Here is a 25,607-nt window from a genome sequence, read left to right on the forward strand (position 1 = left end):
TTTCCCGAAAACTAATACCAACGATCATGAAACGCATTCAATATATAATTTCCTTCCTGTCGCTGGCCGCGTTGATGGCCGGCTGCAAAAAGGACGAGGTGACGCCGGCGGCGGATATTTATTACACCGTGAGCATCGCGGATAAAACAGTGACCTTTACCAACGAAACCAGCGGCGCCGTATCGTACCGCTGGGATTTTGGGGATGGCGCGTCTTCCACCGAACAAAGCCCGGTACATACCTATCCTGATAAAGGGAAATACGTGCCGACGCTCTATGCCACCACTAAAGACGGCAAGGTATCCGAAGGCTCGACGGTGATCTACATCGCCAAGACCTCGCCCGTGAAGCTGAACGACAATACATTCGACGACTGGAATACCGTTACCCAGTACGAAGTGACCTCCGCCGCGCCGGAAACTTTTTTCCGGAAAATGAAAGTGGATTACGATGCCCAGTATATCTATGTTTACATCGAAGTGAACAGCAAAGAGGCGAACGCGGACATTTACGATTTTTACCTGGATACCGACAACAGCGCTGCCACAGGCCTGCTCACGGACATTCCGCAGGGCGGTTACGACGTACTGCTGGAAGGCAGCGTGCTGGGCGGCTGGCTGGACGTGTTCAACCACAAAGGCGCGCAGAATGCCTTCTCTTTTGAGCCGGCCGGTGTTACAGAAGCTTATTCCGTGGGGAATGTGGAGGAAAGCGGCAACGTACTGAAGTATGAAATGCGGCTTGTACGCTCCAAGCTGAAAAATATGGCGTCTACCACTGCTTTCAGAATGGGGATCATCGCCACCAAGGGCGACTGGTCGGCCACGCTGGGCAAAATCCCCAACCAGGGCCAGCCTTCACTGCTTGTCAATTTCGAATAATAGCCTATGCCAACTTTAAAGCCCGGAGAAAGACTTTTATCACTGGATGTAATGCGCGGGATCATCATGATCCTGCTCGCTGCCGAAAGCTGCATGGTGTACCATTCGCTGGCGCACCTGCAGCCCGGTTGGCTGATCGGACAATTCTTTCACCATCCCTGGCACGGCCTGCGTTTCTGGGACCTGGTGCAGCCTGCGTTCATGTTCATGGCCGGCACAGCTATGTGCATTTCCGTGGAAATAAAGCGGAGCAAAGGTGTGCCGGAGAAAGAGAATCTCAGGCACGTGGCCATCCGAAGTCTGAAGCTGTTCCTGCTGGGCACCGGTTTGCATTGTGTGTATGCCGGCAAGCTCGTGTGGGAATTGTGGAATGTGCTCACACAATTATCCTTCACCACGCTGGTTGCCTATTTCCTCATCGGCCGTTCGTACAAAGTGCAGATCGGCGCGGCTTTGCTGCTGGTATTGCTGAGCGATACGCTTTACAGGGCAGTGCAGATCCCGGGTTTCGACCAGCCTTTCGTGCAGGGGCATAACTTCGGCGCGTGGATGGATATGGTGCTGATGGGAAAGATCAATACAGACGGCTGGGTGGCCATCAACTGTATTCCTACCGCGGCGCATACGATACTGGGCGTTACAGCGGGTAAGCTGCTGATGAGCGCAGGGCCGGCGGCGGGAAAGATAAGAGCGCTTTTAGTTGCGGGATTGATCGCTCTGGCGGCCGGGTATGTTTTGGATGCCAGCGGGCTGTCGCCCATTATCAAACGCATCTGCACGGGCGGTTTTATTCTTGTTTCCCTCGGCTACGTTACACTCATACTTGCCGCGCTGTACTGGTGGATAGATGTGAAAGACCATAAACGTTTCACCTGGATCGCTGTGGTGGTGGGCATGAACCCGATCTTCATTTATATTTTCTTCGAAACGGTCGGGATCGGTTACCTGAACGGGGTAGTGGGGATCTTCGTGAAAGGCGGGCTGGGCCTGGCAAACATGCCGGAAGCATGGCAGGCGGTGATGTCCGCGTTCTGCGTGTGGGCGTTGGAGTGGTATCTTTGTTACTGGCTATACCGGCGAAAGATCTTCTTTAAGTTGTAGATTTTCGACGGCGGCCGTGAGCCGCCGTTTTTTCATTCCTGCCGGCACATAACCATACTTTTTTTGCATCTTCAAACAAATTGCATTTAACCAGATATTAAAATCTGATTAAAAAAACGAAGGGTTGAGGAAGCCGGAGCCCAATAAACACCGGTGATTCCCAAGATTTAACCTTTTTTTTACGGATCGGGCCGGGTCAATTTTTTTATGCTTTCGAACCTTTTGTTATTTTTGGCCCCCAGATGAGAGTAGTTTTATTTTTTGTGTGCTTGTTTTCCCTTCTGCTGGGAAAAGATGCCGCCGCCTCTGCAGGCGCGCATCATCGCAGCATGCACTGCTCCATCGCGCAGAAAATAGATAACACCCGGCGCGCCAGGTTCCCCGATATCCACCGGCACCGTACCAAAGTCAGGGAAACAGACATGGAAAAAGGAACGGAGCAGCTTATCAGGGACAAAGTGGAGGATGAGGACACCAGTAGTTCTTTCGCCCGGAAATATAAATTGCTGGCCCGTTTTTATTCAGTGTTTTCCTGTCCCGCTGTTTTAAGTTATCTCCATCACCGCATTGAAACCCCTCCGCCTTTCGCGGGCCGTCTTTCCGACAGATATATCGTACAACGCACTTTAAGGATCTGATCCCAACAACCATCAGTTGCCGGAGGTATGCCCTGCATGCCGGGCGGATGCATGTATGCAATACAGTCCGCTGCCTGACAGTTACGGCCCGCCCCTGCGCCTGATGCCTCCTCGCGCCCCCTGGGAACTTTGTTTCCAGGCATTTACTCGCTCAATATCCATTTAATATTATGCAAAGAATCGTCTTGTTCGCGGGCTTATGCGCCATGCTGTACCAAACAGGCTGTGTAACCAAAGCAGAAGAAAAGGAAGAAACCGGTAAATATACCGTCACCAGCCCCTTAAGAGTTGATACCTCCTTTACGAAGGAATATGTTTCACAGATCCGGTCTGTCCGGAACATCGAGATCAGGGCCCAGGAAAAGGGTTACCTGCAAAACATTTATGTGGACGAAGGCCAGTTCGTGAAAGCGGGCCAGCTGCTGTTCAGGATCATGCCGAAACTATACGAGGCTGAATTGCTGAAAGCGGAAGCCGAAGCCAAAGCCGCGGAAATAGAGCTGCAGAACACCACCACCCTCGTCGAAAAGAACGTAGTTTCCAAAAACGAGCAGGCCATGGCGCAGGCCAAGCTGGACCAGGCAAAAGCTGAAATGTCGCTCGCCAAACTCCACCTCTCCTTCACGGAGATCAGGGCGCCGTTCGACGGCACCATCGACCGCATTCCGCTAAAGCTCGGCAGCCTCATCGACGAAGGCGAGCTGCTCACCAGCCTTTCGGACAACAGCCAGATGTTCGCCTACTTCAACGTATCGGAGCCGGAATACCTGGATTACTCCACCAACACCAAAAGCCGCGGAAGCAGCAAGGTCAGCCTGCTGCTGGCCAACAACCATCCCCTGCCGTACAAGGGCGATGTGGAAACCATCGAAAGCGAATTTGATAACGAAACGGGGAATATCGCTTTCAGGGCGAGATTCCCGAACCCGGACAAGCTGTTGAGGAATGGTGAAACGGGTAAAGTGCTGATGACCGTTCCGATGAAGAACGCGCTGGTGATCCCGCAGAAAGCCACTTACGAGATACAGGACAAGATCTATGTGTTCGTGGTCGGCCCGGATAACAAGGTGCAATCCAAACACATTACCGTTGCCGGCCAGATGCCGGACCTGTATGTGCTTGAAGGCGGCCTTGCCGAAAACGAAAAAATATTGCTGGAAGGTGTTCAGAAAGTAAAAGACGATGACAAGATCGAATATGAATACCTGAAACCCGCGGAAGTGCTTTCGCATCTGCGGTTGAAAGCGGAATAACAGTTCAACTCTAACAGCATAGCTCTATGTTCAATAAATTTATACAGCGGCCGGTTCTGTCGATCGTTATTTCGCTTATCATCGTGTTCCTGGGAGTGCTGGCTATTACCCAGCTGCCCGTCACCCAGTTCCCATCCATTTCGCCGCCCAAGGTGAATGTGACCGCGGAATATCCCGGCGCGAACGGCGAATTGATGATCAAATCGGTGATCATTCCCCTGGAAAGGGCCATTAACGGCGTTCCCGGGATGAAGTACATTGCCTCCGACGCGGGAAACGACGGCGAAGCGACCATCCAGGTGGTGTTCAACCTGGGAACGGACCCCAACCAGGCCTCGCTGAACGTGCAAAACCGTGTGGCCTCCGTGGTGAATAAGCTGCCGCCGCTCGTGGTGCGCGAAGGCGTGAAGATCACCCGCGAGGAATCCAACATGCTCATGTACATCAACCTCTACAGCGACGACCCGCATACCGATCAGAAATTCCTCTTCAACTTCGCGGACATCAACATCCTGTCTGAACTAAAAAGGGTGAACGGCGTGGGTGTTGCGGATATTCTGGGGAACAGGGAATACGCCATGAGGATCTGGCTGAAGCCGGACCGCATGCTGGCTTACAAGATCTCCGCCGAAGAAGTGATGAAAGCATTGAGCGAACAAAGCCTGGAAGCCTCTCCCGGCAAAACCGGCGAAAGCTCGGGCAAACGTTCGCAGGCGTTCGAATACGTATTGAAATACTCCGGCAGGTTCACCACGAAGGAAGAATACGGCAACGTGATCCTGCGATCCAGCCCGAACGGGGAGATACTCAGGCTGAAAGACTTAGCGGACGTGGAATTCGGCAGCTCGATGTACGATATCTATTCCAACCTCAATGGTAAACCCTCCGCGGCCATTGTGCTGAAACAATCCTACGGCAGCAATGCCAGCCAGGTGATCGAGGATGTGAAGGCGAAAATGAAGGAGATCAAAGCCAGCTCGTTCCCGAAGGGAATGAATTACGAGATCAGCTACGACGTTTCCAAATTCCTGGACGCTTCCATCGAAAAAGTGATCCACACCCTCGTGGAAGCCTTTATACTGGTGGGTTTGGTAGTGTTCCTGTTCCTGGGTGACTGGCGGTCTACCATCATCCCGGCCATGGCTGTGCCCGTATCGCTGATCGGCACGTTCATGTTCATGCAGTTCTTCGGCATCACGCTCAACCTTATTACGCTGTTCGCCCTGGTAATGGCGATCGGTGTGGTGGTAGACGATGCGATCGTGGTGATCGAAGCCGTGCATGCCAAAATGGAAGAAGAACATATTTCGGCGCTGAAGGCTACGAAGAAGGCCATGCATGAGATCAGCGGGGCGATCATCGCCATCACGTTCCTGATGGCGGCGGTATTTGTTCCCGTGGCGTTTATGTCCGGCCCGGTGGGGATATTCTACCGGCAGTTTTCCATCACCATGGCCACGGCCATCATTCTTTCGGGCGTGGTGGCGCTCACGCTTACGCCGGCCCTTTGCGCCATGATATTGAAGAACAGCCATGGGAAACCCAAAAAGAAAAACCCGCTGGACAAATTCATCGGTGGCTTCAACAACTCGTTCAACCTTCTTTCGGGGAGATACCAGAAAGTGCTGAGCGGTATTGTCAGCAGGAGGATGGTCACGTTCCTGATGCTCGGCGCTTTCTGCGCGGGCACATGGTTCCTGAACGGCCGCGTGCCTTCCGGCTTTATCCCCAACGAAGACCAGGGGATGTTCTATGCCATCATCCAGACGCCGCCGGGTTCTTCCCTGGAAAGGACGAACGAGATCGCGGAAAGGCTGCAAAAGATGGCGGAAGACGTTGAAGGCGTGCAATCCGTCTCTTCGCTGGCGGGTTACGAGATACTCACCGAAGGTACCGGCGCCAACTCCGGCACCTGCCTGATCAATCTCAAAAGCTGGGAAGACCGGGAACATTCCGTCCAGGAAATTATCGAAGAGCTGGAAAAAAAGGCCAAAGGCATCACCGGCGCTACCATCGAATTCTTCCTGCCGCCCGCTGTCCCCGGCTATGGGGCCGCAGGCGGTTTCGAGCTGCGTTTGCTGGACAAAGCGGGTTCGGGCGATTACAAAAAAATGGAAACGGTCAGCAATGAGTTTGTGAGGGAGCTGACCAAACGGAAAGAGCTGTCGTCCGTATTCAGTTTTTACAGTGCCAGCTTCCCGCAGTACATGATGAAGGTGGACAACGATATCGCGCAGCAAAAAGGCGTGAGCATCGAAAATGCGATGAACACATTATCCACGCTGGTGGGCAGCAACTACGAGATCAGCTTCATCAAATACGGCCGGCAGTACAAGGTAATGGTGCAGGCTTCGCCGCAGTACCGGGCTTCGCCGGAAGATATCCTGAAGCTCTATGTGAAGAACGACAAGGATGAGATGGTGCCGTTTTCCGCTTTCATGAAAATGGAAAAAGTATACGGCCTTTCGGAGATCACGCGGCACAATATGTACACGGCCTCGGAAGTGAGCGGTTCCGCCGCGCCCGGGTACAGCAGCGGCGAGGCCATCAAGGTGATCAACGAGGTGGCGCAGAAGACTTTGCCGAGGGGCTTCGGGATAGACTGGGCGGGTATTTCGAAGGACGAAGTGGCGCAGGGCAACCAGGCCATTTATATTTTCCTGATCTGTCTTGGTTTCGTATACCTGATCCTCGCGGCACAGTATGAAAGTTTCATCCTGCCGCTGGCGGTGATACTTTCCCTGCCGGCAGGTGTTTTCGGGGCCTTCCTGTTCCTGGAATTACTGGGATTGGAAAACAATATCTATGCGCAGGTGGCGATGGTGATGCTGATCGGTTTGCTGGGTAAGAACGCCGTGCTGATCGTGGAGTTTGCCGTGCAGAAACACCGCTCCGGCTCTACGGTGCTCGCCGCGGCGCTGGAAGGTTCGAAAGTGAGGTTCCGCCCCATCCTGATGACCTCGTTCGCCTTTATCGCGGGCCTGATCCCGCTGGTGTTCGCCACGGGGCCGGGTAAGATCGGCAACAGGACGATCGGTACCGCCGCTGCGGGCGGCATGCTCTTCGGTACTGTTTTCGGCGTGCTGATCATCCCCGGGCTGTATTACATCTTCGGGAAGATCGCGGAAAGGCGCATGCTGATAAAAGACGAAGAAGAAAATCCTCTAACAGAAGAAATAGATCATAATGTATAAATTCAGGATACATCATTGCGTGGGCATACTGGCCGTTTGCCTGGCCCTGGCAAGCTGCGGGGTGCCCGCCATTACGCAGCGGGCCGAGAACAAGGCTGTGCCTGCATCCTGGGGCAACGGACAGGATACGGCCAATGCCCCGGCTATAGCATGGCGAAACTTTTTTACGGATAAAGACCTGGCGAACCTGATAGACACTGCATTGAAGAACAACCAGGAGCTGATGATCACCTTGCAGGAAATCGAGATCGCGAGGAACGACGTCCGCATCCGCAAAGGCGCGATACTGCCGTCGGTTGGCGCAAAGGCCGGCATCGGCGTTGAGAAAGTAGGGCGCTACACCAGCCAGGGCGCCGGCGATGCGTCCACGGAGATCGAGCCAGGCAAAGAAATGCCCGACCCGCTGGCGGATTACACGGTGGCGGCTTATGCGAACTGGGAAGTGGATATCTGGAAGAAGCTGCGCAACGCGAAGAAGGCCGCCGTAACGCGGTACCTGGCAACGGTAGAAGGCAGGAACTTCGTGCTCACCAACCTGGTGGCAGAAGTGGCCAATTCGTATTACGAGCTGCTGGCGCTGGATAACCAGTTTGCGATCGTCAAACAGAACATAGACCTGCAAAGGAACGCGCTGGATATTGTGAAAACGCAGAAGGAAGCCGCGAGGGCCACCGAGCTGGCCGTTCAGAAATTCCAGGCCGAAGTATTGAAGTCGCAAAGCCTGGAGTTCGAGATAAAGCAAAAGATCAGGGAAACGGAGAACAGGATCAACTTCCTGTTAGGCCGCTACCCGCAGGAAATAGCCAGGGACAAGGGGAACTTCCTGGGGTTATCGCCGGCAGTCAGCGCGGGGATCCCTTCCCAGTTGCTGGCCAACAGGCCGGATATCAAAAAGGCGGAGCTGGAATTGACCGCCGCAAAGCTGGACGTGAAAGTGGCCCGTGCAGAATTTTACCCTTCATTCGGCATTTCTGCCGGGATAGGGCTCCAGGCGTTCAAACCCGGTTACCTGGTGAAATCGCCGGAGTCGCTGCTGTATTCGCTGGCGGGCGACCTGGCCGGCCCGCTGATCAACCGCAATGCGATCAAAGCCGAATTCAGCAACGCCAATTCGCGGCAGTTGCAGGCTATGTACAATTATGAGCGTACCATTTTAAATGCCTACCTGGAAGTTTCCACTCAACTCTCCAACATCAGCAACCTGGGCAGGAGCTACGACCTGAAGTCGCAACAGGTGGATGCGCTCACCCGTTCCATCGATATTTCCAACGACCTCTTCAAATCCGCCAGGGCCGATTACCTGGAAGTGCTGATGACGCAGCGCGATGCATTGGAATCTAAGCTCGAGCTGATAGAAACCAAACAGCGGCAGCTGAATGCTGTGGTGAATGTTTACAGGGATTTGGGAGGAGGTTGGAGATAGGATTGGTTTTAGTGTAAAGGGTCCCGGTTTAGCCGGGGCTCTTTTTTATTTGCCGCCGTTGGCCTTCAGGTCATTGATACAGTTCGCATCCAGGGAAGGGATGTTCCCGGTCAACAGGAAACCCAGAACATCAGTGGTTTCCGCTGCGTAGTGCATGAGGCAGTTTTCGTTATTGCAATGCGCGCCATGACCGGCGTCCTGGTGAGGGGTCTGCATAGCGCTGCCGATGTTTACCAGGCCCAGTATATGCCCGAACTCATGTTCCAGTACGGTGGCTTCCAGCTTTGTTCTGCTGGCCTGGCCCACGCCGCCTGAATTATCGTGTATTGTTTTCCCGAACAGGCACATGGAAGTATTCCGGTAGGCGATGCCCAGCACGTTATTTTCGGTATAGCTGCCGTTTGTGAAAAGGAAATATACACCCAGTTCGGTGCCGTTGGTATAGACGGTCCTGTTTTGTTTTTCGATATTCAGTACTTCCTGTGCAGACAGCGCGCTGCCTGCGGCGGCGATTTGTTTCTGCACTACCTGTATGCCGCCGGGCTTATTTAAACGGCTGGCCAGGAAGCTGGTGAGATGATTGATAGCTGCGGCATCCGGTTGAAATCCGGGCATATACTGGATCTCTATTTTCAGTGATGAATAACGTGCGTTGCTCAGCAGGTCGTTGGCGGAAGCGCCGGCATTCCGGTCGTTCGAATAGGAGCCGCCGGGTTTGTTGTCTGATTTTGAACAACCGGAGGCAAGCAGGATAATGGCGGATGCAATCAGGAAGATCTGTTTCAAGAAAAAATTCATTAGGACTGGTGCTCGAATGTTTGGATGATCATGCGTTTATATGGGGTTAAATTACTTATTATTTCTTAATTTTTAAATCCTGCGGGGAAAGAAGATAGCAGGCAGCTATATTTCTTCGATGTTATTCATTTTTTTTATTGGCGCGAAACAGCCATTTATCGGCGGTGGTTAATGCCGGCCCTGAAGACAGACGTTCTATCAGCTGCTGCTGAAGCCGAAGTTCATTCCGTACCAGGGGATGATTGAACAGGTCGGTGGTATCGTGCGCGTAGTTGTGGCTGATGGAGAACTCCATTACCTGTATCAATGTTTCGGCTGTGTCCAGGATCAGCTCAACGTCCTGTTCTTCCAGGAATGACAGCACAAGTTGCTGGGCGACCAGCAGTGCCTGGGCGGTGTATTCAGGGAATTTGTCCTGGTCGAAATCTTTTTGATCGAGCTGTTGAACAGCCTCAAAGGCGTCGTACAGCCCCCGTTCGTTGATGTTGGAGAAACCGGCATAACTGTTCCACATAAATTCCATGGCATGATTGATTTGCGCCAGGTCTGCCGCGGATAATTTTTTTACTTCCTCCACGCTGAAAATGCCGGACAATTGCTCTACACACCAGCAGCCGAAGAAATATTGTTCCCTTGGCGCCAGCGGGGCAAGCGAGCGGGCAAGCCCATCACGGTAGGTTTCGTAAGTTTCCATGAGGGCAATTTAAGATGAATTTTCACAACAAACTACTTAAGTACCTTCTCCACCCATTTCCTTGTTTCATCCACTAATAATGACAGCACGTCTTTTTTGCCGGCCTTAAAAGAGTGGTCCGCCCCTTCAAATTTTACGAGGGTGGCTTTCTTCAAGGACTTGCTTACCGTTTCAACCAGTTCCAGCGTAGCCAGCGTGTCTTTTGTACCCTGTAGAAATAGCATAGGTATTTTCAGCATTTTCAGATGATCTGCCCGCTCGGTGGAAGGCTTCCCGGAAGGATGCAAAGGAAACCCATAGAAGATGATACCCTTAATGGAACTATCCGCATTAGCCGCCAGGTATTGCGAGCTCATTCTTCCCCCGAAAGATTTTCCGGAAACAAACAACGGGAGGCCGGGATTTAGTTCACGTGCTTTTTTGATAGCGGCTTCTATCGTAAGGTGAGCAACCGCGGGAGTGTCGGGTCTGCCCTTTTTGTGTTCGGCAAAAGGAAAATTAAATCGCAGGGTGGCGATGCCCGCTTTCGAAAGGGACCCGGCCAGTGTTTCCATAAACGAATGATCCATGCCCGCCCCTGCTCCATGTGCCAGGGTGAGGATGCACAGGGGCTTCTCCGGGCACATATATATGGCTGAAACGGTGCCTGCTGAAGGCGAAACCTCTAATTTTAAGGATTGTGTATGCATACGGGATCAAATTTACTTAATCTTTTCCCAGATGCTAGATAGATAGCGGGATCAACTTTACTTAATCTTTCCCCAGGCTTTTCACCGGGTTCGCTAGTGCCGCTTTGATAGCCTCGTAGCTGACCGTTAATATGGCAATCGTTACTGATAGGAAACAGGCAACAGCGAATACCCACCATTGGATACTGACGCGATATTCATAACCCTGTAACCATTTATGCATACACCAGTATGATAATGGCCCTGCTACTACAAATGAAATAAAGACCAGCTTTACGAAATCTTTAGATAACAGGGTGGCAATGTTCGCTACAGATGCTCCCAGTACTTTCCGCACGCCGATTTCCTTTATCCTGTTTTCCGCCATATACGTGGCAAGGCCAAACAAGCCCAGGCATGAAATAAAGATAGTAAGTCCTGCAAATAAAGCGGATAAAGTTCCCTGGCGTTTTTCATTATCGAATTTCTGCGCATAGGCTTCGTCTACGAACTTATAGTCAAACGGATACTCAGGGTTGTATTTTTTGAAAATAGCTTCGGCCTTTCCCAGGTTTTCGGCGGTGGAATTATTTCCATTTAGTTTTATTTGCATCACCTGGAAGCTCATGAAGGTACTTTTTGCGCCGCAAATCAATATTGGCCTTGTTGATTCATAAGGGCTGGTAAGAATGAAATCCTTAATGACTCCTACAATATGCCATTCAATGCCAAGGTCCTGGACTGTTTTGCCGATAGGGTCTTTAAACTTCATTACTTTCAACGCTGATTCATTGATGATCAGTGCGGTCGAATCGGTAGGGAATTCTTTCAGATTGAAATCACGGCCTTGTATAAACTGTAACCCTGCGGTAGCACCAAGCCCTTCATCAGACAGGTACCTGTCGAAGGATGTTTTATCATCTTCGTTCTTTCCTTCCCAGCTCTGTCCCCATCCATCGCTCCATCTTTCAGTAAGCGGGGAGTTTGTTTTTGTAATTGATTTTGCAACGCCGGATTCAAGCAATTCTTTTTTTATTAACGCATAGTTCTTATTTATATCACCGGTCATGAAATGATACACAAGATTATCCTTGTTATATCCTGTTTCCCGGTTAAGGGCATAATTTATCTGTTGTTTTACAATAATAGTGCAGATGATAAGGGCGATGGCACATGTGAATTGTAGTACAACCAGCACTTTTCTCGGCGTTACCAATGCATTTGCTTTTTTAAAGGTGCCTTTTAATACCTTAACGGGTTGGAAAGATGAAAGGAAGAATGCAGGATAGCTGCCCGCCAGTAAACCGGTGAACAGGATAAACCCGATGAATGTGGCCCAGGTATGGATACTGCCAAAATTCAGGAATAGTTTTTTATCGGTGAGCTGGTTGTAGGCAGGCAGGCTTAACTGGACAATAATGATAGCTGCAATACCTGCCAGGAGCGCAACAAAGACAGATTCCCCGATAAACTGGCTGATGAGAGAACTTTTCTGAGCGCCTACCACCTTTCGTATCCCTACTTCCTTTGCCCGTTTTTCACTTCGCGCGGTACTCAGGTTCATGAAATTGACGCATGCGATCAATAATATCAACCCGGCGATGATACCAAATATTTTTACAAATATGATACGCCCCCCATTATCTTCTACGCCATTGCTGAAGCTTGAATATAAACGCCAGCGGTTAATCGGGTAGATAAAAAGCTCCCATTTCAGCATTTTTGCTTCATCACTGTATTTCTGTTTCAATTCCTTTATCTTGGGAGCTACAGAAGCATAGGTTACATTTGGTTTCAGCATCACATAAGTAGGAGTACTGTTATCGTTCCAACCTAAATCCTCTCCCTCCCTGTATTTTATGGATGACCATGGCAATAAATATTCAAAATTAAATCTTGTATTGGCCGGCAGATCTTTTAGAATACCGGTAACAGTAAAATTATCGCTATTCTCAATTTTCAGGATCTTTCCCATTGCATCTTCATCACCGAATAAGCTTTTGGCTGTTTTTTCAGTAAGCACCACCGAATATGTGCCATTCAGCGCGGTTGAAGGATTGCCTTTCAGCATAGGGAAGCTGAACATTTGCAGGAAACCGGTATCAACCCTAATGCCCGACTTTATTATTTTTTTATCACCAGATGAAAGAAGCGAACTGCCAGCCGATTTTACCCGAACTGCACGCTCTACTTCAGGCAGGTCTTTTTCAACTGCGGGCGCGGTTAGCGCAGATACGGTATTCCAGGAGGAGAGCTTGCCATCAAATGGTACACGGTTCCATACTTCGTATATCCTGTCTTTATTTTCGTGAAACTCGTCATAGCTATGCTCGTCCTGAATCCACAGCAATATAAGTATCGCGGCAGCCATGCCCACGGCGAGGCCCGTGATATTGATGGCCGAAACTCCTTTATTACGCAGAGTATTCCGGTAAATGACCTTGAAGAAATTTCTAATCATAATAGATCAATAATTCGTTTAAATGTAACGGCCGGGAAATTGCGGGAACTGGGCGCTAAGATTGTGCCGTATAACTATATGATTGATTTACAGTGAAGTAGTTATGTCCTGTCCGGGAGTTTGTTCGTTTTTGATACAAAAACTGTCCGCTTTTGATACACTATTCTTGTGGGATTAAATTGGTGATTTATGGAATGTGGCGCACAGTGGCGGGTAGCCTTTAAACCTGTAAGCTGATTGCTATGAATTGGGACGACCGAAGAACAAAACATATCCATCAGCATCTTCTATTTCAAAGCCCCTTAAATCATCACTATTGTCATGTATAGGCTTGCTAAATGCTACACCCTTTGAACGATATTCTTCAAACAGCATGTCTGGGTCTGTAGTAGAAATGTATGCATCCCAAGGAGCCCATTCATGGCGTGTATGATTTGGAATTGGTTTTACATCAGGAGCAATTGCCTTAAGCATAATAGAAATATTGTCCCGACCGACCATAGCATAAAAAGGGTTGTCATCCGGGCCTATATACCGGATTTCGAATCCGAGTTTATCTACGTAGAATGAAACCGAAGTTTTTAAATTCGTAACAATAAAAAAGGGCGCTACATAAGTGAGGTTTGCCATTGTTTAAATTTACTTTTTAAGAACTGTCAGGCCGCATTACAAGCGGCTCATAAATTTACGTAACAGAACCTTGTAACCCAAATGATCATACTGCTACGCAAAGTAAGGAGCAAGCGCAGGAATAAAAAAGACATTCAAAATCAAGCAGATAAACTTTTGGCTGCTTTAGTGGCTTGATATTCAATAAGCTGCATGTCTTTAAACGAGGTGCGCGACTTCTTTTTCACCCGCTTCTATTCCCCCTTTATGTTTTTTTATATGGATGTGGATGTGATGTAAAATGATTCGCTTATCTTAAAGACAAACCAATTCCAAACTCCAATGAGAACAATTTTCATTCTATATCTATTTTCGCTTTCCTCCGTTTCCTTTGGGCAGGAAAAATCAGTGAATGTAAATGGCCATAATTACCATGTTTTTGTAAAAGGATTTGAAAACAGAGTGGCAAATGCACCAGCTATAATTTTTGAAAACGGGATGGGGGTTGATCTGGGAAATTGGAAGAAAGTATTGGATCAGGTGTCAACATTTGCTCCTGTTTTTGCATATGACCGTGCCGGAATAGGCAAAAGCGATATAGTTTTCACAATGCCTACCGCAAAATCCGTATCTGAAAATCTGCATGATATTTTGAAAACTTTAAAAATAGCACCGCCATATATATTAGTAGGGCACTCTCTTGGAGGTGTTTATATCAGGGGCTTTGCAGGTTTTTACCCCAATGAAATTTCCGGCCTGGTATTTATTGACCCTGCTGATTTTACAGAAACCAAAAACGATTGGAATGCTATTTTTAGAACAATGGGTGTTCCGGAAAAGAAAATTGACGAGATGTTATACAATCGTCTTTACCAACAAAGGACCAGAATTGACTCGGCAAATTTTGGGCCCTGGAGTGAAAGGCAGGTTTTAAATGATCTGAGAAAAACGGATTTTTCTGAAATATCGAAGCTCCCATTGCCCAATGTGCCGATTTACTTTTTTGTTGGTGGAAAATTTGAAGTTCCTCTTGCGCAAAGAAGTAAAGATTATGATCAGGAAGCCTTTTTTCATATAAAGAATAACTCAAACATGGAACGATGGAAAAAGCTAATATATTCGTCAGGTAAAGGCGGGGCGCTTATTTACCTTACCCATGCAGGACATTATATACACTGGGACGATCCCAGATCAGTAATCAACAATATTAAAAATTTGACTGAAAGTCTGAAAGAATGATGTTCCCCGGCATTGTGGTGGAAGGTTTCCATATTTGATCGGAATCAAATACAGTAGCGGCTTACAATGAAAAATGCGTCCGTTCGGGACGCATTTTTCATTGTAAGTAGCCCGGACAAGAATCGAACTTGTATCTAAAGTTTAGGAAACTTCTATTCTATCCATTGAACTACCGGGCCATTCCGCTTCATAGCGGGAGCGCAAAAATAATATTTTTTACCAAATTTCCTCGTTTTTAGGCGTAAATGTGCTCAATCGCCTCCTGGTACTTGGTTTCGATCACTTTCCGCTTCAGTTTCATGGTGGGCGTCAGTTCCCCGCCTTCTACCGACCATTCCCCCGGCATCAGCTCGAATTTTTTCACCTGCTCGATGTGGTTGAACGACTGGTTGAACTGTTCTACGGCCTTACGGTACAGGGCTTTCACTTTCGGATCTTTCAGGGCTTCTTCCCTGGAGGCGAAGGGCACATCGTTCGTGCGGGCCCAGTCTTTCAGGTTGCCGAAGTTCGGTACAATAAGGGCGCCGGTGAACTTGCGGTCGGCCCCTACTACCATGATCTGTTCTATAAAAGGCGATTCCTTGAATTTGTTTTCGATGGGCTGGGGAGCCACGAATTTGCCGCCGGAGGTTTTGAACAGTTCCTTTTTGCGGTCCGTGATCTTGAGGAATTTATCCTTTACCATCACGCCAATGTCTCCCGTGTGAAACCAGCCATCCCGGATGGTTTCGGCGGTAAGACCGGGATTTTTGTAATACCCCCTGGTCACGTTGCGGCCTTTCACGAGTATCTCCCCGTCTTCCGCCAGCTTTACCTGCACATTGTTGATCACCGGTCCTACGGTGCCGAACATGCGGTCTTCCGGGTCTTTGCCGTTCACGGCTATTACCGGCGAGGTTTCCGTGAGACCGTACCCTTCCAGGATGGAGACGCCGGCCGCGGTGAATATCCTGAGCAGCCTGACCTGTGCGGCGGCGGCGCCGGTCACGATGCATTCCAGGTTGCCGCCCATGGCCTCTTTCCATTTACTGAATACCAGTTTCCGGGCAATGGCCAGCTGGAGATTGTACCACGGCCCCTGCTGTTTATTGATCTCATAACGCTGGCCCAGCTCTATGGCGCGAAAGAATATAGCGCGCTGGATGCCGGTAAGGGCGCTGCCGCGGGCCATCACTTTTTCGTAGATCTTTTCCAGCAGGCGCGGTACAGTAGTGAATATACTGGGCTTCACTTCCTTGAGATTATCTGAAATAGCTTCCAGGCTTTCGGCATAATAGACTGAAACGCCCGCGGTGAGGTACACATAGGTCACCATCCGCTCGAAAATATGGTTCAGCGGCAGGAAGCTCAATGCCCGCGCGCTTTCATCGACGGGCAGAATGGGCATGCAGGCTTCCACGTTGCTCATGATGTTGCCATGATCCAGCATCACGCCTTTGGGAACGCCGGTGGTGCCGGAAGTGTATATGAGGGTGACGAGCGTATCGGGTGTGATGCTGTTCTTGATGGCTTCTATCCGCGCCACGTCCGCGGTCGAGGCGGCTGCAAGGATGTCCATCCAGTGTTTTACACCGGTAATACGTTCGAAGGAATAAATTTCTTTGATGGTGGGGAACTTATCACGGTGGGCCTGCACTTTTTCATACATATCCATATTGTCCACGAAAAGGATGTGGGCTTCCGCGTCGTTCAGCACATACACAAGCTCTGCCTCGCTGATGGTCGGGTAAATGGGAACCAGCACGGCGCCTACCTGCTGGCAGGCAAGGTCCGTCAGTATCCACTCGGGGCGGTTGTGGCTGATGATGGCGACCTTGTCCTGCGCGTCTGGGGTGAGCGCGGTGCCGCCGATGCCCAGCTGCAACAGGCCTGAGCTGAAGCGTTGAACGATGCCGGCCACTTCTTCGGTGCTGTAGGTTTTCCATACGCCTTCTTCTTTGGCGGCGAGCATATCCTGTTTGGAATAGTTTTTCAGTTGATGTGGAATAACATCAAAAAGCCGGGTGAGTTGGTGCATGATAGTAGTTTTGGGTTATTCGCCTCGCTGCTGCTTTTCCTGCTGCAGCTTCTCGTATTCGCGGGTAGCATCGCCAAAGGGGTCTTTGTGGAAAGCATTGTAGTAGGCAAACGCAAGCCCGAGCCCCCAGCCGGCCATGGGCCATACAGGCCAGGGAAGGCCATTGTGCTCGCTGTCCGTCAGTAACCAGATCACCCACAGGAAACCGTTGATGATCAGGTAGGTCATCAGATGGATACGGAATTGTGCCCGGGATTTGGCTATGCGCCAGAGGCGTTCGTCCCGTTGTTGATTCGTTTCCATAAAAAGGGAACTTGTTTATACCAATTTAGCGAAAATAATCGGTAATGGAAAGGGGCTGCCGGAAGAGCAGCCCCTGTATTTTATCAGTGGGTAACTATTTCAAAATGAATATTGACGACGGAATTGATCAGCTTATCCTGTAAGGATTTATCCGCCCGGTAGGTCATGCCCCACTGGGTGCGGTCTATGTTGAAATTCGCTTCGCCTTTCACTTTCCCGCCGGTAAAAACAACCTTGGCAGGAAAGGTGATATTCTTCGTGGCATTCTTGATGCTGAGATTGCCCTTGATCATATGGGTCGCGTCTTTCAGCAATACGCCGTTATCGTCTGGCGCAGGGTGGTACGGGCTCACTTCCGTGATCTCGAAACGGGCAACGGGATACTTTTCCGCATCAAAGAAATTCTCGCCGCGGAGCTCGTCTTCCAGCTTCTTTTTCATGTCCGGCTGGGAACTGAGGTCCAGGTTGGCTATACTGTTGATATTGATGGAAAAGTGACCGCCGGTGAGTGAGCTGTCTTTGGTATACAGCTCCCCGCCGGAAAAACGGAAAGAGCCTTTATGCTCGCCGGTGGGCTTGGTGCCGATCCAGAATAATATACTGGCAGCGGTATCCAGCCGGTGGGTTTTGCTGCCATCGGGAATGGTGACCGCCTGCGCGTCGGTAACGGCCGCTTTATCCGCTTTGGGGGCTTGTTGACAGGCAGCAAATCCCGCCAGGGTCACCAGGGAAAGTATCCGTGCATTCATTTGCATATTATCGGGCGTTTAGTCCACATATGTTCTGTTTCCCACCCATACGAACCGCTTCACGATAAACTCGGGATTGGTGAAGCTGGCGTTGCCGGCAGGGTTGCCGCCGGAAACGTGCAGGTCCGAAAAGGCGGCGTGCTGGTTCACCCAGATGAAACCGGTGAAGTTGAAAGACACCGGGGTGAACACGCTGTTCATCGCATCGGCGATCTTTTCTTTCACGGCATCGTTGGTGGTATAAGCCGCGCAGGTGATGGCGCCGTGCTTGTCTGCCATGCCGCGCGCCAGTTCAATGGATTGAGCGGTATCTTTTGTTTTCACGAACAATACCACCGGGCCGAACAGTTCCTGCTCAAATATTTTCGTATCGCTGGCATTCACTTCCAGCACTGTGGGCGAATAGGTCCTGGCGCCTGCATATTCTTCATTGATAACGGGCGCACCGCTCAGCAGCACTTTCGCGCCGGTTTCGCCGGCTGCCTTCACGCGCTGAAGGGTGGCTTCGTTCTGTACCGCGCCCAATGTTCCCGCGCCCATCTTGGGATTGTTCACCAGTCCTTCAACAGCGGCTTTGAATTTCTGCGCTGCTTCGTCGTAGGAAATTTTCCCGTTAGGCGTATCGATGCCGCTTTCAGGGATGAAAAAGTTTTGCGGCGCAGTGCACATCTGCCCTGAATACAGGCTCACGGAAAAGGCGAGGTTCTGCATCACGGCGTCTATATCTTTTACAGAATCAAGGATCACTGAGTTGACGCCTGCTTTTTCGGTGAACACCGTTTTGCGCGGCGAAGCGAGCGATTCCACGTAATTACCGAAGGCGCTGCCGCCGGTATAATCGATCAGGGCTACGTCAGGGTGCTCACAAAGGGCTTTGGTGATGGGCGCCGCGGAATTGTCTGCCGCAAGCTGGCAGGTGTAAGGATCCTGGCCGTTCTCTTCCAACACCTGCTGGATGGCCGCTACCACGATAGCGATGGGCAGTATGGCTTTAGGATGCGGTTTTACGATCACGGCGTTGCCCGTGATGAGGTCCGCATACATACCGGGCAGCGAATTCCAGACGGGAAAGGTAGAACAGCCGATCACGAGGCCGAGGCCTTTGGGAACGGGCCTGAATGTTTTTTCCAGTTTCACGCTGATCTTACCCATTGGCTTTTCCCAGGTTTGGTGCTCAGGGAAGTGTTGCAGCTGCGAATATCCCATGGCAATGGCTTCGAGAGCGCGGTCGTTCGCATGGGGGCCGCTGGCCTGGAAGCTCATCATGAAGCTCTGGCCGGTGGTGTGCATGGTGGCATGCGCGATCTCGAAGAAATGATGCTGGATCTTTTCAAGGGTCTCAGTGAGAATACCCGCCCTGTCTGCCACGGAAAGCTGCGCCCAGCGCTGGCCCGCGCGTTTGCCGGCTTTCACCAGCTCTTCTGTGGAGATGAGCGGATAGGTAATGCCGAGGGGCTGAAGTGTGTAAGGACTCACTTCTTCTCCGTGCCAGCTCTCCACTACTTTTTGTTTCAACCGTGGAAAAGGATTGTTCAGCAATGCTTTGAACGAAGTTTCTCCCTGTGGAGGCGCTTCTTCGCCGTAAGCCTTGGGGTGTTCAGGGTACTGCGCATAAAAGGTTCTTTCCTGGTTGGCTTTTACCGCTTTGTCAATAATGTTTTGGTGTTTTGCGATCAGCATAAGTGCTATGGTTTAGATTCTTGTTGTTGTATTGAACCGGCCCGCCATGCTGTGTTTCCCGCTTCCGCCCGCGGGCGGGCCCTACTTGATCGTTGCCAGTTTGCCGGTGTTGTAGAATTCTTCTTCTCTCAGCTTCAAAGGATGGTTGCGTTGCCAGTTGGAGAAGTTGTCGTACTCCGCTTTGTGCAGCGCCGTCCAGGCTTTGTAGTCTGCGGCGTTGGCCGAAGGGCCGAACAGCCATTGGTTATATGCTTCGAACATTCCGTCCCTCAGCAGCCTGCGCTGGAAATCGAAGAGGGCGTACGGGTATTTGAGTGCGTAGAAATTATACCAGTCCAGCAGGAAACGTGTGCGCAGCATCACGAGCGATTGCGGCTCTATGCCGGTGGCGATCACGCTCACCTGTTTGGCCATGATGCTTTTATAAGCGTCCATGAAACCGACGTCCGGGGCTTTTTTCCCTTTCCGGTCGGAGCTTTCAACGGGCACGCTGTTGAAAATGTCCGGGTCGTCGAACAATTTTTTATAGCATTCCAGCACAATATCCCTGATCTCGGCGGTGCGGGTGGTATAGCTTTCGAGGTTGATGAAGGTCTCCCCATAAAGGATGGCCCAGATGGGCTCTTTGGTCCAGAGGTAGCTCCTGGCGGCATGGTAGTAGTTGCCCGGGAAGTTCGGGTCCACTTCGATGCCTTTCACCCAGTAACGCAAAGCCCCGTCGAAGTTCTTCATGTTCTGCAGCAGGTCGCCATAGTCGTTGTGCAGCTCGCCGCTGTTGGGGAACTTGCGTAATCCGCGCTGGTAGAGCTTTTCAGCGCCTTTCCAGTCTTGCTTGGCCTGGTAGATATTGCCGGCGATCTGGAAGAGATGGATGTCCGCGTCTTTTTTGTCCACCAGCGGTGAAACGACCGTGTAAGCCCTGTTGTAGTCGCCTTTGAGATAATAGGCAAAGGCGAGGTCTTTCCTCAGGTCAATATCGTCAGGGGCGGATTGTATGGCCTGGTTGAGCACCAGGATAGCGTTCGCATAATCCCCGCTGCGCAGGAAGGTGCGCGCGGTGTTTTGCAGTTCGCCGTTATCCTGTGCAATTGCCCACTGTACGGAAAGGATACCCGCCAGCACAAGGGACCATTTTTTAGCAGCCTTTTGCCATTCCATCGTTCGGTTCGTTTTATGTAAATGTAAGAAAAAAGCGCTGACCCCGCAGCAGGGCGGGGCCGGCGCTTCCGGGAGATATCAGATGAGGTGGGTAAGCAGCCCGTCGCGGAGCTTGGGCTCAAACCAGGTGGACTTGGGAGGCATTACGTTCCCGCTGTCTGCAATGTCGAACAATTGCTGGATGGTAACAGGATACAGGGCAAAGGCCACGGCCATTTCCCCGCTGTCTACCCTTTTCACGAGCTCGCCGAGGCCGCGGATGCCGCCTACGAAGTCGATACGTTTGTCTGTCCTGGGATCTTTAATCCCCAGCAGCTTGTCCAGCACATTGTTCTGGAGGATGGTCACGTCCAGGATGCCGATCGGGTCTGCCGTATAGGTGCCTTCGCGGGCCACCAGGCGGTACCAGGTATGGTCCAGGTACATGCTGAATTCGTGGAGGCCGGAAGGTTTTTGCTCGTGATGGCCGATGGCTTCCACGATAAAGTCGTATTCGAGGCGGGAGATGATATCTTCTTTGCTGTGGCCGTTCAGGTCTTTTACCAGGCGGTTATAGTCCAGGATGGCAAGCTGGCTGGCCGGGAAAATGGTGGTCAGGAAGTAGTTGAGGTTGGCGTCTGAATGAACGTCTTCCCCGGAGGCTTTCTGTACAAGCGCGGCGGATGCGGCGCGGTGGTGGCCGTCGGCAATGTAGGTGGCGGGCACCTTCGTATCAAATAATTCCGTGATCTGATCGCCGGTAGCGGCTTCGTTCACTACCCAGATGGTGTGGCTGATGCCGTCGTCTGCCGTGAAGTCGTACACCGGCGCATGCTGTGCCTGCCAGTGGTCGATAATGGAATTCAGCTCGGGCACGTCGTTATAGGCGAGGAATACGTTGCCGGTCTGGGCACGGGTGGTGGTGATGTGGTTGATGCGGTCCAGTTCCTTATCAGGACGGGTAAATTCGTGTTTTTTGATAATGCCGTTATTATAGTCGGCAATGGAGGAAACGCATACCAGGCCTGTCTGGGAACGGCCGTCCATCACGAGTTTATAGATATAATAGCAGGGTGTTTCTTCATGGAAGAGGGTGCCGGAGGCCTGGAGCTGTTGCAGGTTTTCGGCGGCTTTCCGGTAAACGGCTTCACTGTGGATGTCTGTTCCTTCAGGCAGGTCTATTTCCGATTTGGAAACGTGGTAGAAGGAATTCGGGTTACCGGCAGCCTCGGCGGCGGCTTCTTTGGAATTGAGCACGTCATAGGGCCTTGCAGCTACATCTTTAGCCAGCGCGGGTTGCGGACGCAACGCCCGGAAAGGTTTGATAATTGCCATGATCTTTGGTTTTCTGTTAAGAGCGGTAAAAATAAGAAAAGGAGGGTAGTAATAAAAAAGACTGCCGCATTTAGTGCGGCAGTCTGTATATATAATATTTTATCATGCTTAGGTGTAGGAATGTAGGGCGCTGTTTTCTCCGGGTCGATGGGTTTCTTTTCTGTGTTCTTGCGCTGAGGCTTTCCTCTTCGTCAAAGCTTTTTCCTTTCCTGCCTGCGGCCTTCGGTTATTGAAAGTGCCTTCAGTACCGATGGTGTTTTCTTTCTGCGCTGTGCGTTCAAAGATTCCCCTTCCCCTGTGCTTCAGCTTTAGCCCCGCGGTGTTCCGGCTGTTAAGCTTTCTTCAGGGAGAAGAACTTCATGGCGTCCACCATTACTTCAACGCTTTCGAGTGGAAGCGCGTTGTAGAGGGAAGCGCGGAAACCTCCGGACAGGCGGTGGCCTTTGATGCCTACGATATCTTCTTTCTTGCAGAATTTCACGAATTCTTCTTCCAGCTCCGGTTTGTCGATGGTGAAGGTCACGTTCATTTTGCTGCGGTCTTCTTTCACAACGTTCCCGCGGAAGAGGGGGTTATGATCGATCTCGTCGTACAGGAGCGCGGCTTTTTTATTGTTTACTTTTTCCATAGCGGCCAGGCCACCCTGCCCTTTGAGCCAGCGGAGCGTGAGCATGGAAATGTACACTGCAAATACCGGCGGGGTATTGAGCATGGAGCCGTTCTCGATATGAAGCCTGTAATCCAGGATGCTGGGGATCTTGCGGGTTACCTTACCGAGCATGCTTTTGCGTACGGCCACCATGGTAGCGCCTGCTGCGCCCATGTTCTTCTGTACGCCTGCATATATCAGGGAATAACGGTTAAAATCCATCTGGCGGCTCAGTATGTCTGAACTCATGTCTGCAATCAGGGGAACATCCGTTTCAGGGGTTGCCTGCCACTGTGTACCATAAATGGTATTATTGGTGGTGATGTGCAGGTATTTGGCTTGCTGGGGTACCGTAAACTGCTTGGGGATGTGATTGTAATTGCTGTCTTTGGAGCTGGCGGTAACCTCTACATAACCGAACAGTTTGGCTTCCTTGATCGCTTTGTTGGACCACACGCCGGTATCAATGTAGGCGGCGGTTTCACCGTTTTCCAGGAGGTTCATCGGAACCTGCATGAATTGGGTGGTTGCGCCTCCGTGAAGGAAAAGCACTTCAAAGTCGTCTTCCAGTTGCATTAACTCCCGGGTTAGACTGCGAGCCTCTTCCATAACGGCTACAAACGGTTCCGTGCGGTGACCTATCTCAAGGATAGACATTCCCGTACCCTCAAAGTCTATCAGCGCTTTGCTGGCTTTGTAGAGCACTTCATTCGGTAATACAGAAGGACCTGCATTAAAATTGTGCACCTTCATGTTGCGATCTAAATTGAATACGTTTTCTTGTTCCACTTGTCTATGGTTTTTCGAAGGAAAGGTAAAAATCACGGCGAAATGAACCGGAAGATTGGCTTGTGTAGGAATAGGTTAAAAGATCAGAAGGCCAAAGATAAACTTTCTTTTGATTATTTCTTAGTGGGGCCGTCCAATTATTTTACCCTGCTTCCAGAGGCTGTCCAGCTGCCGTAACTCTTCCTGTTCCCCGGCTGTAAAGCCGGGCTGGGCCTGCTTTGGCAGCGAAGGCTGGCCGGCGTTCACCCAGGCTGTGTACCAGCACGATGCCACGCTGTGCACCGCGCCCCGCAGCCGCCTTTCCACCATGCCGTTTAAGCGCCCGTGATAAGCCGCTGTGTAGGCGGAAGAGTAATTCCTTACCAGCATCCCGTTCCGCGGCTCATATGCATAGCGTTGATCTGCCGGAAAATTCATACTCAATGTTTTTTCGATATGTAGCACGGAATCCGCTGCCAGCGCGCTTTCTGTAATGATCTGCCAGAACAGCCCCTTCGGCTCGGGTATATACGCGGCCCTGCCCACCCAGTAATCGAAGGACTGATCGGCGAACAACTCCGGTATGCGCGACTCCCACAGCCCGTGTATGCCGTGCTGGTTCGTATACTGCCCGTTATGATTGGAACAGGCATGCAGCGGCACATAGGCGTCCCCGATATAATGCCCCAGCTCCGCGGCCGCTTTCAGGATGCCGGCGGTATTGCCTTCCATGAAAAAACGCGTCAGCCGGTACATCATCCTTTCCAGGTGCCAGGGCAGGATGCCGTTCTGCTGCAGGCTGTCTTCCGGGTATTTTTCCAGGGCATCCCGCCAATTCCGCGGCAGCGCGGTGAATGGCGGGATGCCGTAACGGTCCATGTCTATATAATGCCGCGCCCCCTCGGCCGGTACCATGTACCGCCGTTTATCCGGCGCCGTAGACTGCGCCACCAGGTATTCCAGGTGAGGTTTGAACAGCGCCATCATTTCCGGGGGCAGCGAAAACACCGCCAGCCGGTTGATGCGCTCATGGGCAAAAAAGCCCCAGCCCCTTGCTGTGAAGGGAAGGATTAACATGGCCGACATAAAAGCCAGCCTCAACAATGGTAACATCGTGTGGTGATTTGATGTGCCTGCAATATCGACGGAAAAACAACCCGGGGCGAATTTCCGGGCTGATAATATCTCCGGGCTGGAATAGAATATACCCGGAAAATGAATGTTGAATGTATGAATTGTTGTATGTGGAGATTTAACTCCCTGTAAATCAGTGCGAAGGTTTAATTTTCTCGGTTTCATGCACTACAGCGGGCAGTTCCGAAATATGCGTCACCCCGCCGGACACCGCGAACTTCATCGCCTCGCCCGCACTCACATTCGTCAATTGTTTCACCTTCTCCTTCCGCACCATGAACACCTTGCCCGTGATCGCATACGCATGCGGAACATACACCGCCAGATACCCCTCCAGCCCCAATGCCCGCACATCGTCCTGCGTAATAAAACCCATCTCCCACACATCTTCCCCGTACACATTCACCAGCACCGGGTGGTCGAACTTCTTTTTCTCCCCCACAAATGCATCAAACACATCTTTTACAGAAGAATATATATACTTGATAAATGGCGTACGCTCCAGCAAATGGTCGAACATATCGATCATCCGTCCCACGATAAAAGAGGAACTGAGATACCCCACGAACACCACCAGGATCAGCACCAGCGCAAACCCTACCCCCTTATATCGCAGGAAATTCAGCGGATGGTCCACCGGCACCAGGTCCTTCGGCAACAGGTTGTCTATAGATATAAACCCCCAGTAAAGCGTGAACGCGGTAATGCCAATGGGCGCCAGGATCAGCAAACCCTGGAAAAAATAGCGCAGTATGCGGGAAAACAGTACTCTGAACCTCAGTTTTGGAGACATGATGATATGGTATTGAAAGGGCAAAGTTACTGCATTTGGGCAGGACAACCCCGGCATGGTGGCAAATTGCGGTACGGGCTGAC

The 25,607-nt window shown here is 51.0% G+C and carries 21 protein-coding genes and 1 tRNA gene; 7 read left to right on the top strand and 15 right to left on the bottom strand.

Annotation, left to right across the window (positions count from 1 at the left end; all coding sequences use genetic code 11):
- Positions 1–26: 26 nt before the first annotated feature.
- The 6 genes from ACTJIK_RS04970 (at position 27) to ACTJIK_RS04995 (ending at position 8,490) form a co-directional block, all read left to right on the top strand.
- Positions 27–881 carry a PKD domain-containing protein gene (locus ACTJIK_RS04970; protein ID WP_440645247.1) on the top strand — a complete coding sequence of 285 codons (855 nt, stop codon included), beginning with the start codon at positions 27–29 and terminating at the stop codon, positions 879–881.
- Between the two features lie 6 nt (positions 882–887).
- Positions 888–1,982, top strand: a complete 1,095-nt coding sequence (locus ACTJIK_RS04975; RefSeq protein WP_440645248.1) for an acyltransferase family protein — start codon at positions 888–890, stop codon at positions 1,980–1,982.
- 242 nt (positions 1,983–2,224) lie between these two features.
- Positions 2,225–2,620, top strand: a complete 396-nt coding sequence (locus tag ACTJIK_RS04980) for a hypothetical protein (protein ID WP_440645249.1) — start codon at positions 2,225–2,227, stop codon at positions 2,618–2,620.
- 170 nt (positions 2,621–2,790) lie between these two features.
- Entirely contained in the window at positions 2,791–3,873 is a 1,083-nt protein-coding gene (locus tag ACTJIK_RS04985; RefSeq protein ID WP_440645250.1) for an efflux RND transporter periplasmic adaptor subunit, read from the top strand.
- Between the two features lie 26 nt (positions 3,874–3,899).
- Entirely contained in the window at positions 3,900–7,067 is a 3,168-nt protein-coding gene (locus ACTJIK_RS04990) for an efflux RND transporter permease subunit (protein ID WP_440645251.1), read from the top strand.
- Complete coding sequence (locus ACTJIK_RS04995) at positions 7,060–8,490, top strand: TolC family protein (RefSeq protein ID WP_440645252.1); 1,431 nt, start codon at positions 7,060–7,062, stop codon at positions 8,488–8,490. Before ACTJIK_RS04990 ends, ACTJIK_RS04995 begins: the two co-directional genes overlap by 8 nt.
- 45 nt (positions 8,491–8,535) lie before the next feature.
- On the opposite strand, the gene ACTJIK_RS05000 is transcribed toward ACTJIK_RS04995, so the two are convergent.
- From ACTJIK_RS05000 to ACTJIK_RS05020, 5 genes are all read right to left on the bottom strand, one after another.
- Positions 8,536–9,276 carry a M12 family metallo-peptidase gene (locus ACTJIK_RS05000; protein ID WP_440645253.1) on the bottom strand — a complete coding sequence of 247 codons (741 nt, stop codon included), beginning with the start codon at positions 9,274–9,276 and terminating at the stop codon, positions 8,536–8,538.
- A gap of 133 nt (positions 9,277–9,409) precedes the next feature.
- Positions 9,410–9,982: a hypothetical protein gene (locus ACTJIK_RS05005; protein ID WP_440645254.1), complete on the bottom strand. Its 573-nt coding sequence runs from the start codon at positions 9,980–9,982 to the stop codon at positions 9,410–9,412.
- 32 nt (positions 9,983–10,014) lie between these two features.
- The gene (locus ACTJIK_RS05010) at positions 10,015–10,671 is read right to left on the bottom strand and encodes an alpha/beta hydrolase family protein (RefSeq protein WP_440645255.1); all 657 of its coding nucleotides are present in this window, start codon (positions 10,669–10,671) and stop codon (positions 10,015–10,017) included.
- Between the two features lie 61 nt (positions 10,672–10,732).
- The gene (locus ACTJIK_RS05015) at positions 10,733–13,111 is read right to left on the bottom strand and encodes an ABC transporter permease (RefSeq protein WP_440645256.1); all 2,379 of its coding nucleotides are present in this window, start codon (positions 13,109–13,111) and stop codon (positions 10,733–10,735) included.
- A gap of 240 nt (positions 13,112–13,351) precedes the next feature.
- On the bottom strand, positions 13,352–13,741 hold the full coding sequence (locus tag ACTJIK_RS05020; RefSeq protein WP_440645257.1) for a VOC family protein: 390 nt from the start codon (positions 13,739–13,741) through the stop codon (positions 13,352–13,354).
- Between the two features lie 321 nt (positions 13,742–14,062).
- Between ACTJIK_RS05020 and ACTJIK_RS05025 the strand changes: the two genes are divergently transcribed.
- Positions 14,063–14,959, top strand: coding sequence for an alpha/beta fold hydrolase (locus tag ACTJIK_RS05025; protein ID WP_440645258.1), 897 nt, complete (start codon positions 14,063–14,065; stop codon positions 14,957–14,959).
- 107 nt (positions 14,960–15,066) lie between these two features.
- On the opposite strand, the gene ACTJIK_RS05030 is transcribed toward ACTJIK_RS05025, so the two are convergent.
- From ACTJIK_RS05030 to ACTJIK_RS05075, 10 genes are all read right to left on the bottom strand, one after another.
- A tRNA-Arg gene (locus tag ACTJIK_RS05030) sits at positions 15,067–15,138 on the bottom strand.
- A 56-nt stretch (positions 15,139–15,194) separates the two neighbouring features.
- Positions 15,195–16,976, bottom strand: a complete 1,782-nt coding sequence (locus ACTJIK_RS05035) for an AMP-dependent synthetase/ligase (RefSeq protein ID WP_440645259.1) — start codon at positions 16,974–16,976, stop codon at positions 15,195–15,197.
- Positions 16,977–16,991: 15 nt separating this feature from the next.
- Entirely contained in the window at positions 16,992–17,279 is a 288-nt protein-coding gene (locus ACTJIK_RS05040; RefSeq protein WP_440645260.1) for a 2TM domain-containing protein, read from the bottom strand.
- A gap of 83 nt (positions 17,280–17,362) precedes the next feature.
- Positions 17,363–18,034: a YceI family protein gene (locus ACTJIK_RS05045; RefSeq protein WP_440645261.1), complete on the bottom strand. Its 672-nt coding sequence runs from the start codon at positions 18,032–18,034 to the stop codon at positions 17,363–17,365.
- 12 nt (positions 18,035–18,046) lie between these two features.
- Positions 18,047–19,708 carry a phenylacetic acid degradation protein PaaN gene (gene paaN, locus ACTJIK_RS05050; protein ID WP_440645262.1) on the bottom strand — a complete coding sequence of 554 codons (1,662 nt, stop codon included), beginning with the start codon at positions 19,706–19,708 and terminating at the stop codon, positions 18,047–18,049.
- A gap of 81 nt (positions 19,709–19,789) precedes the next feature.
- On the bottom strand, positions 19,790–20,866 hold the full coding sequence (locus tag ACTJIK_RS05055; RefSeq protein ID WP_440645263.1) for a tetratricopeptide repeat protein: 1,077 nt from the start codon (positions 20,864–20,866) through the stop codon (positions 19,790–19,792).
- A 78-nt stretch (positions 20,867–20,944) separates the two neighbouring features.
- A complete protein-coding gene (locus tag ACTJIK_RS05060; RefSeq protein WP_440645264.1) occupies positions 20,945–22,180 on the bottom strand; it encodes a DUF1015 domain-containing protein in 1,236 nt (411 codons plus the stop codon).
- A gap of 331 nt (positions 22,181–22,511) precedes the next feature.
- The gene (gene serC / locus ACTJIK_RS05065) at positions 22,512–23,582 is read right to left on the bottom strand and encodes a 3-phosphoserine/phosphohydroxythreonine transaminase (protein ID WP_440645265.1); all 1,071 of its coding nucleotides are present in this window, start codon (positions 23,580–23,582) and stop codon (positions 22,512–22,514) included.
- Between the two features lie 156 nt (positions 23,583–23,738).
- Positions 23,739–24,710 (bottom strand): zinc dependent phospholipase C family protein, encoded by a 972-nt coding sequence (locus ACTJIK_RS05070; protein WP_440645266.1) that lies wholly within the window; start codon positions 24,708–24,710, stop codon positions 23,739–23,741.
- A 154-nt stretch (positions 24,711–24,864) separates the two neighbouring features.
- Positions 24,865–25,524 (bottom strand): DUF502 domain-containing protein, encoded by a 660-nt coding sequence (locus ACTJIK_RS05075; RefSeq protein WP_440645267.1) that lies wholly within the window; start codon positions 25,522–25,524, stop codon positions 24,865–24,867.
- Between the last annotated feature and the right edge of the window lie 83 nt (positions 25,525–25,607).

This window comes from Chitinophaga sp. 22620, from assembly GCF_052044405.1.
In the GTDB taxonomy this organism is placed as follows: Bacteria; Bacteroidota; Bacteroidia; order Chitinophagales; family Chitinophagaceae; genus Chitinophaga.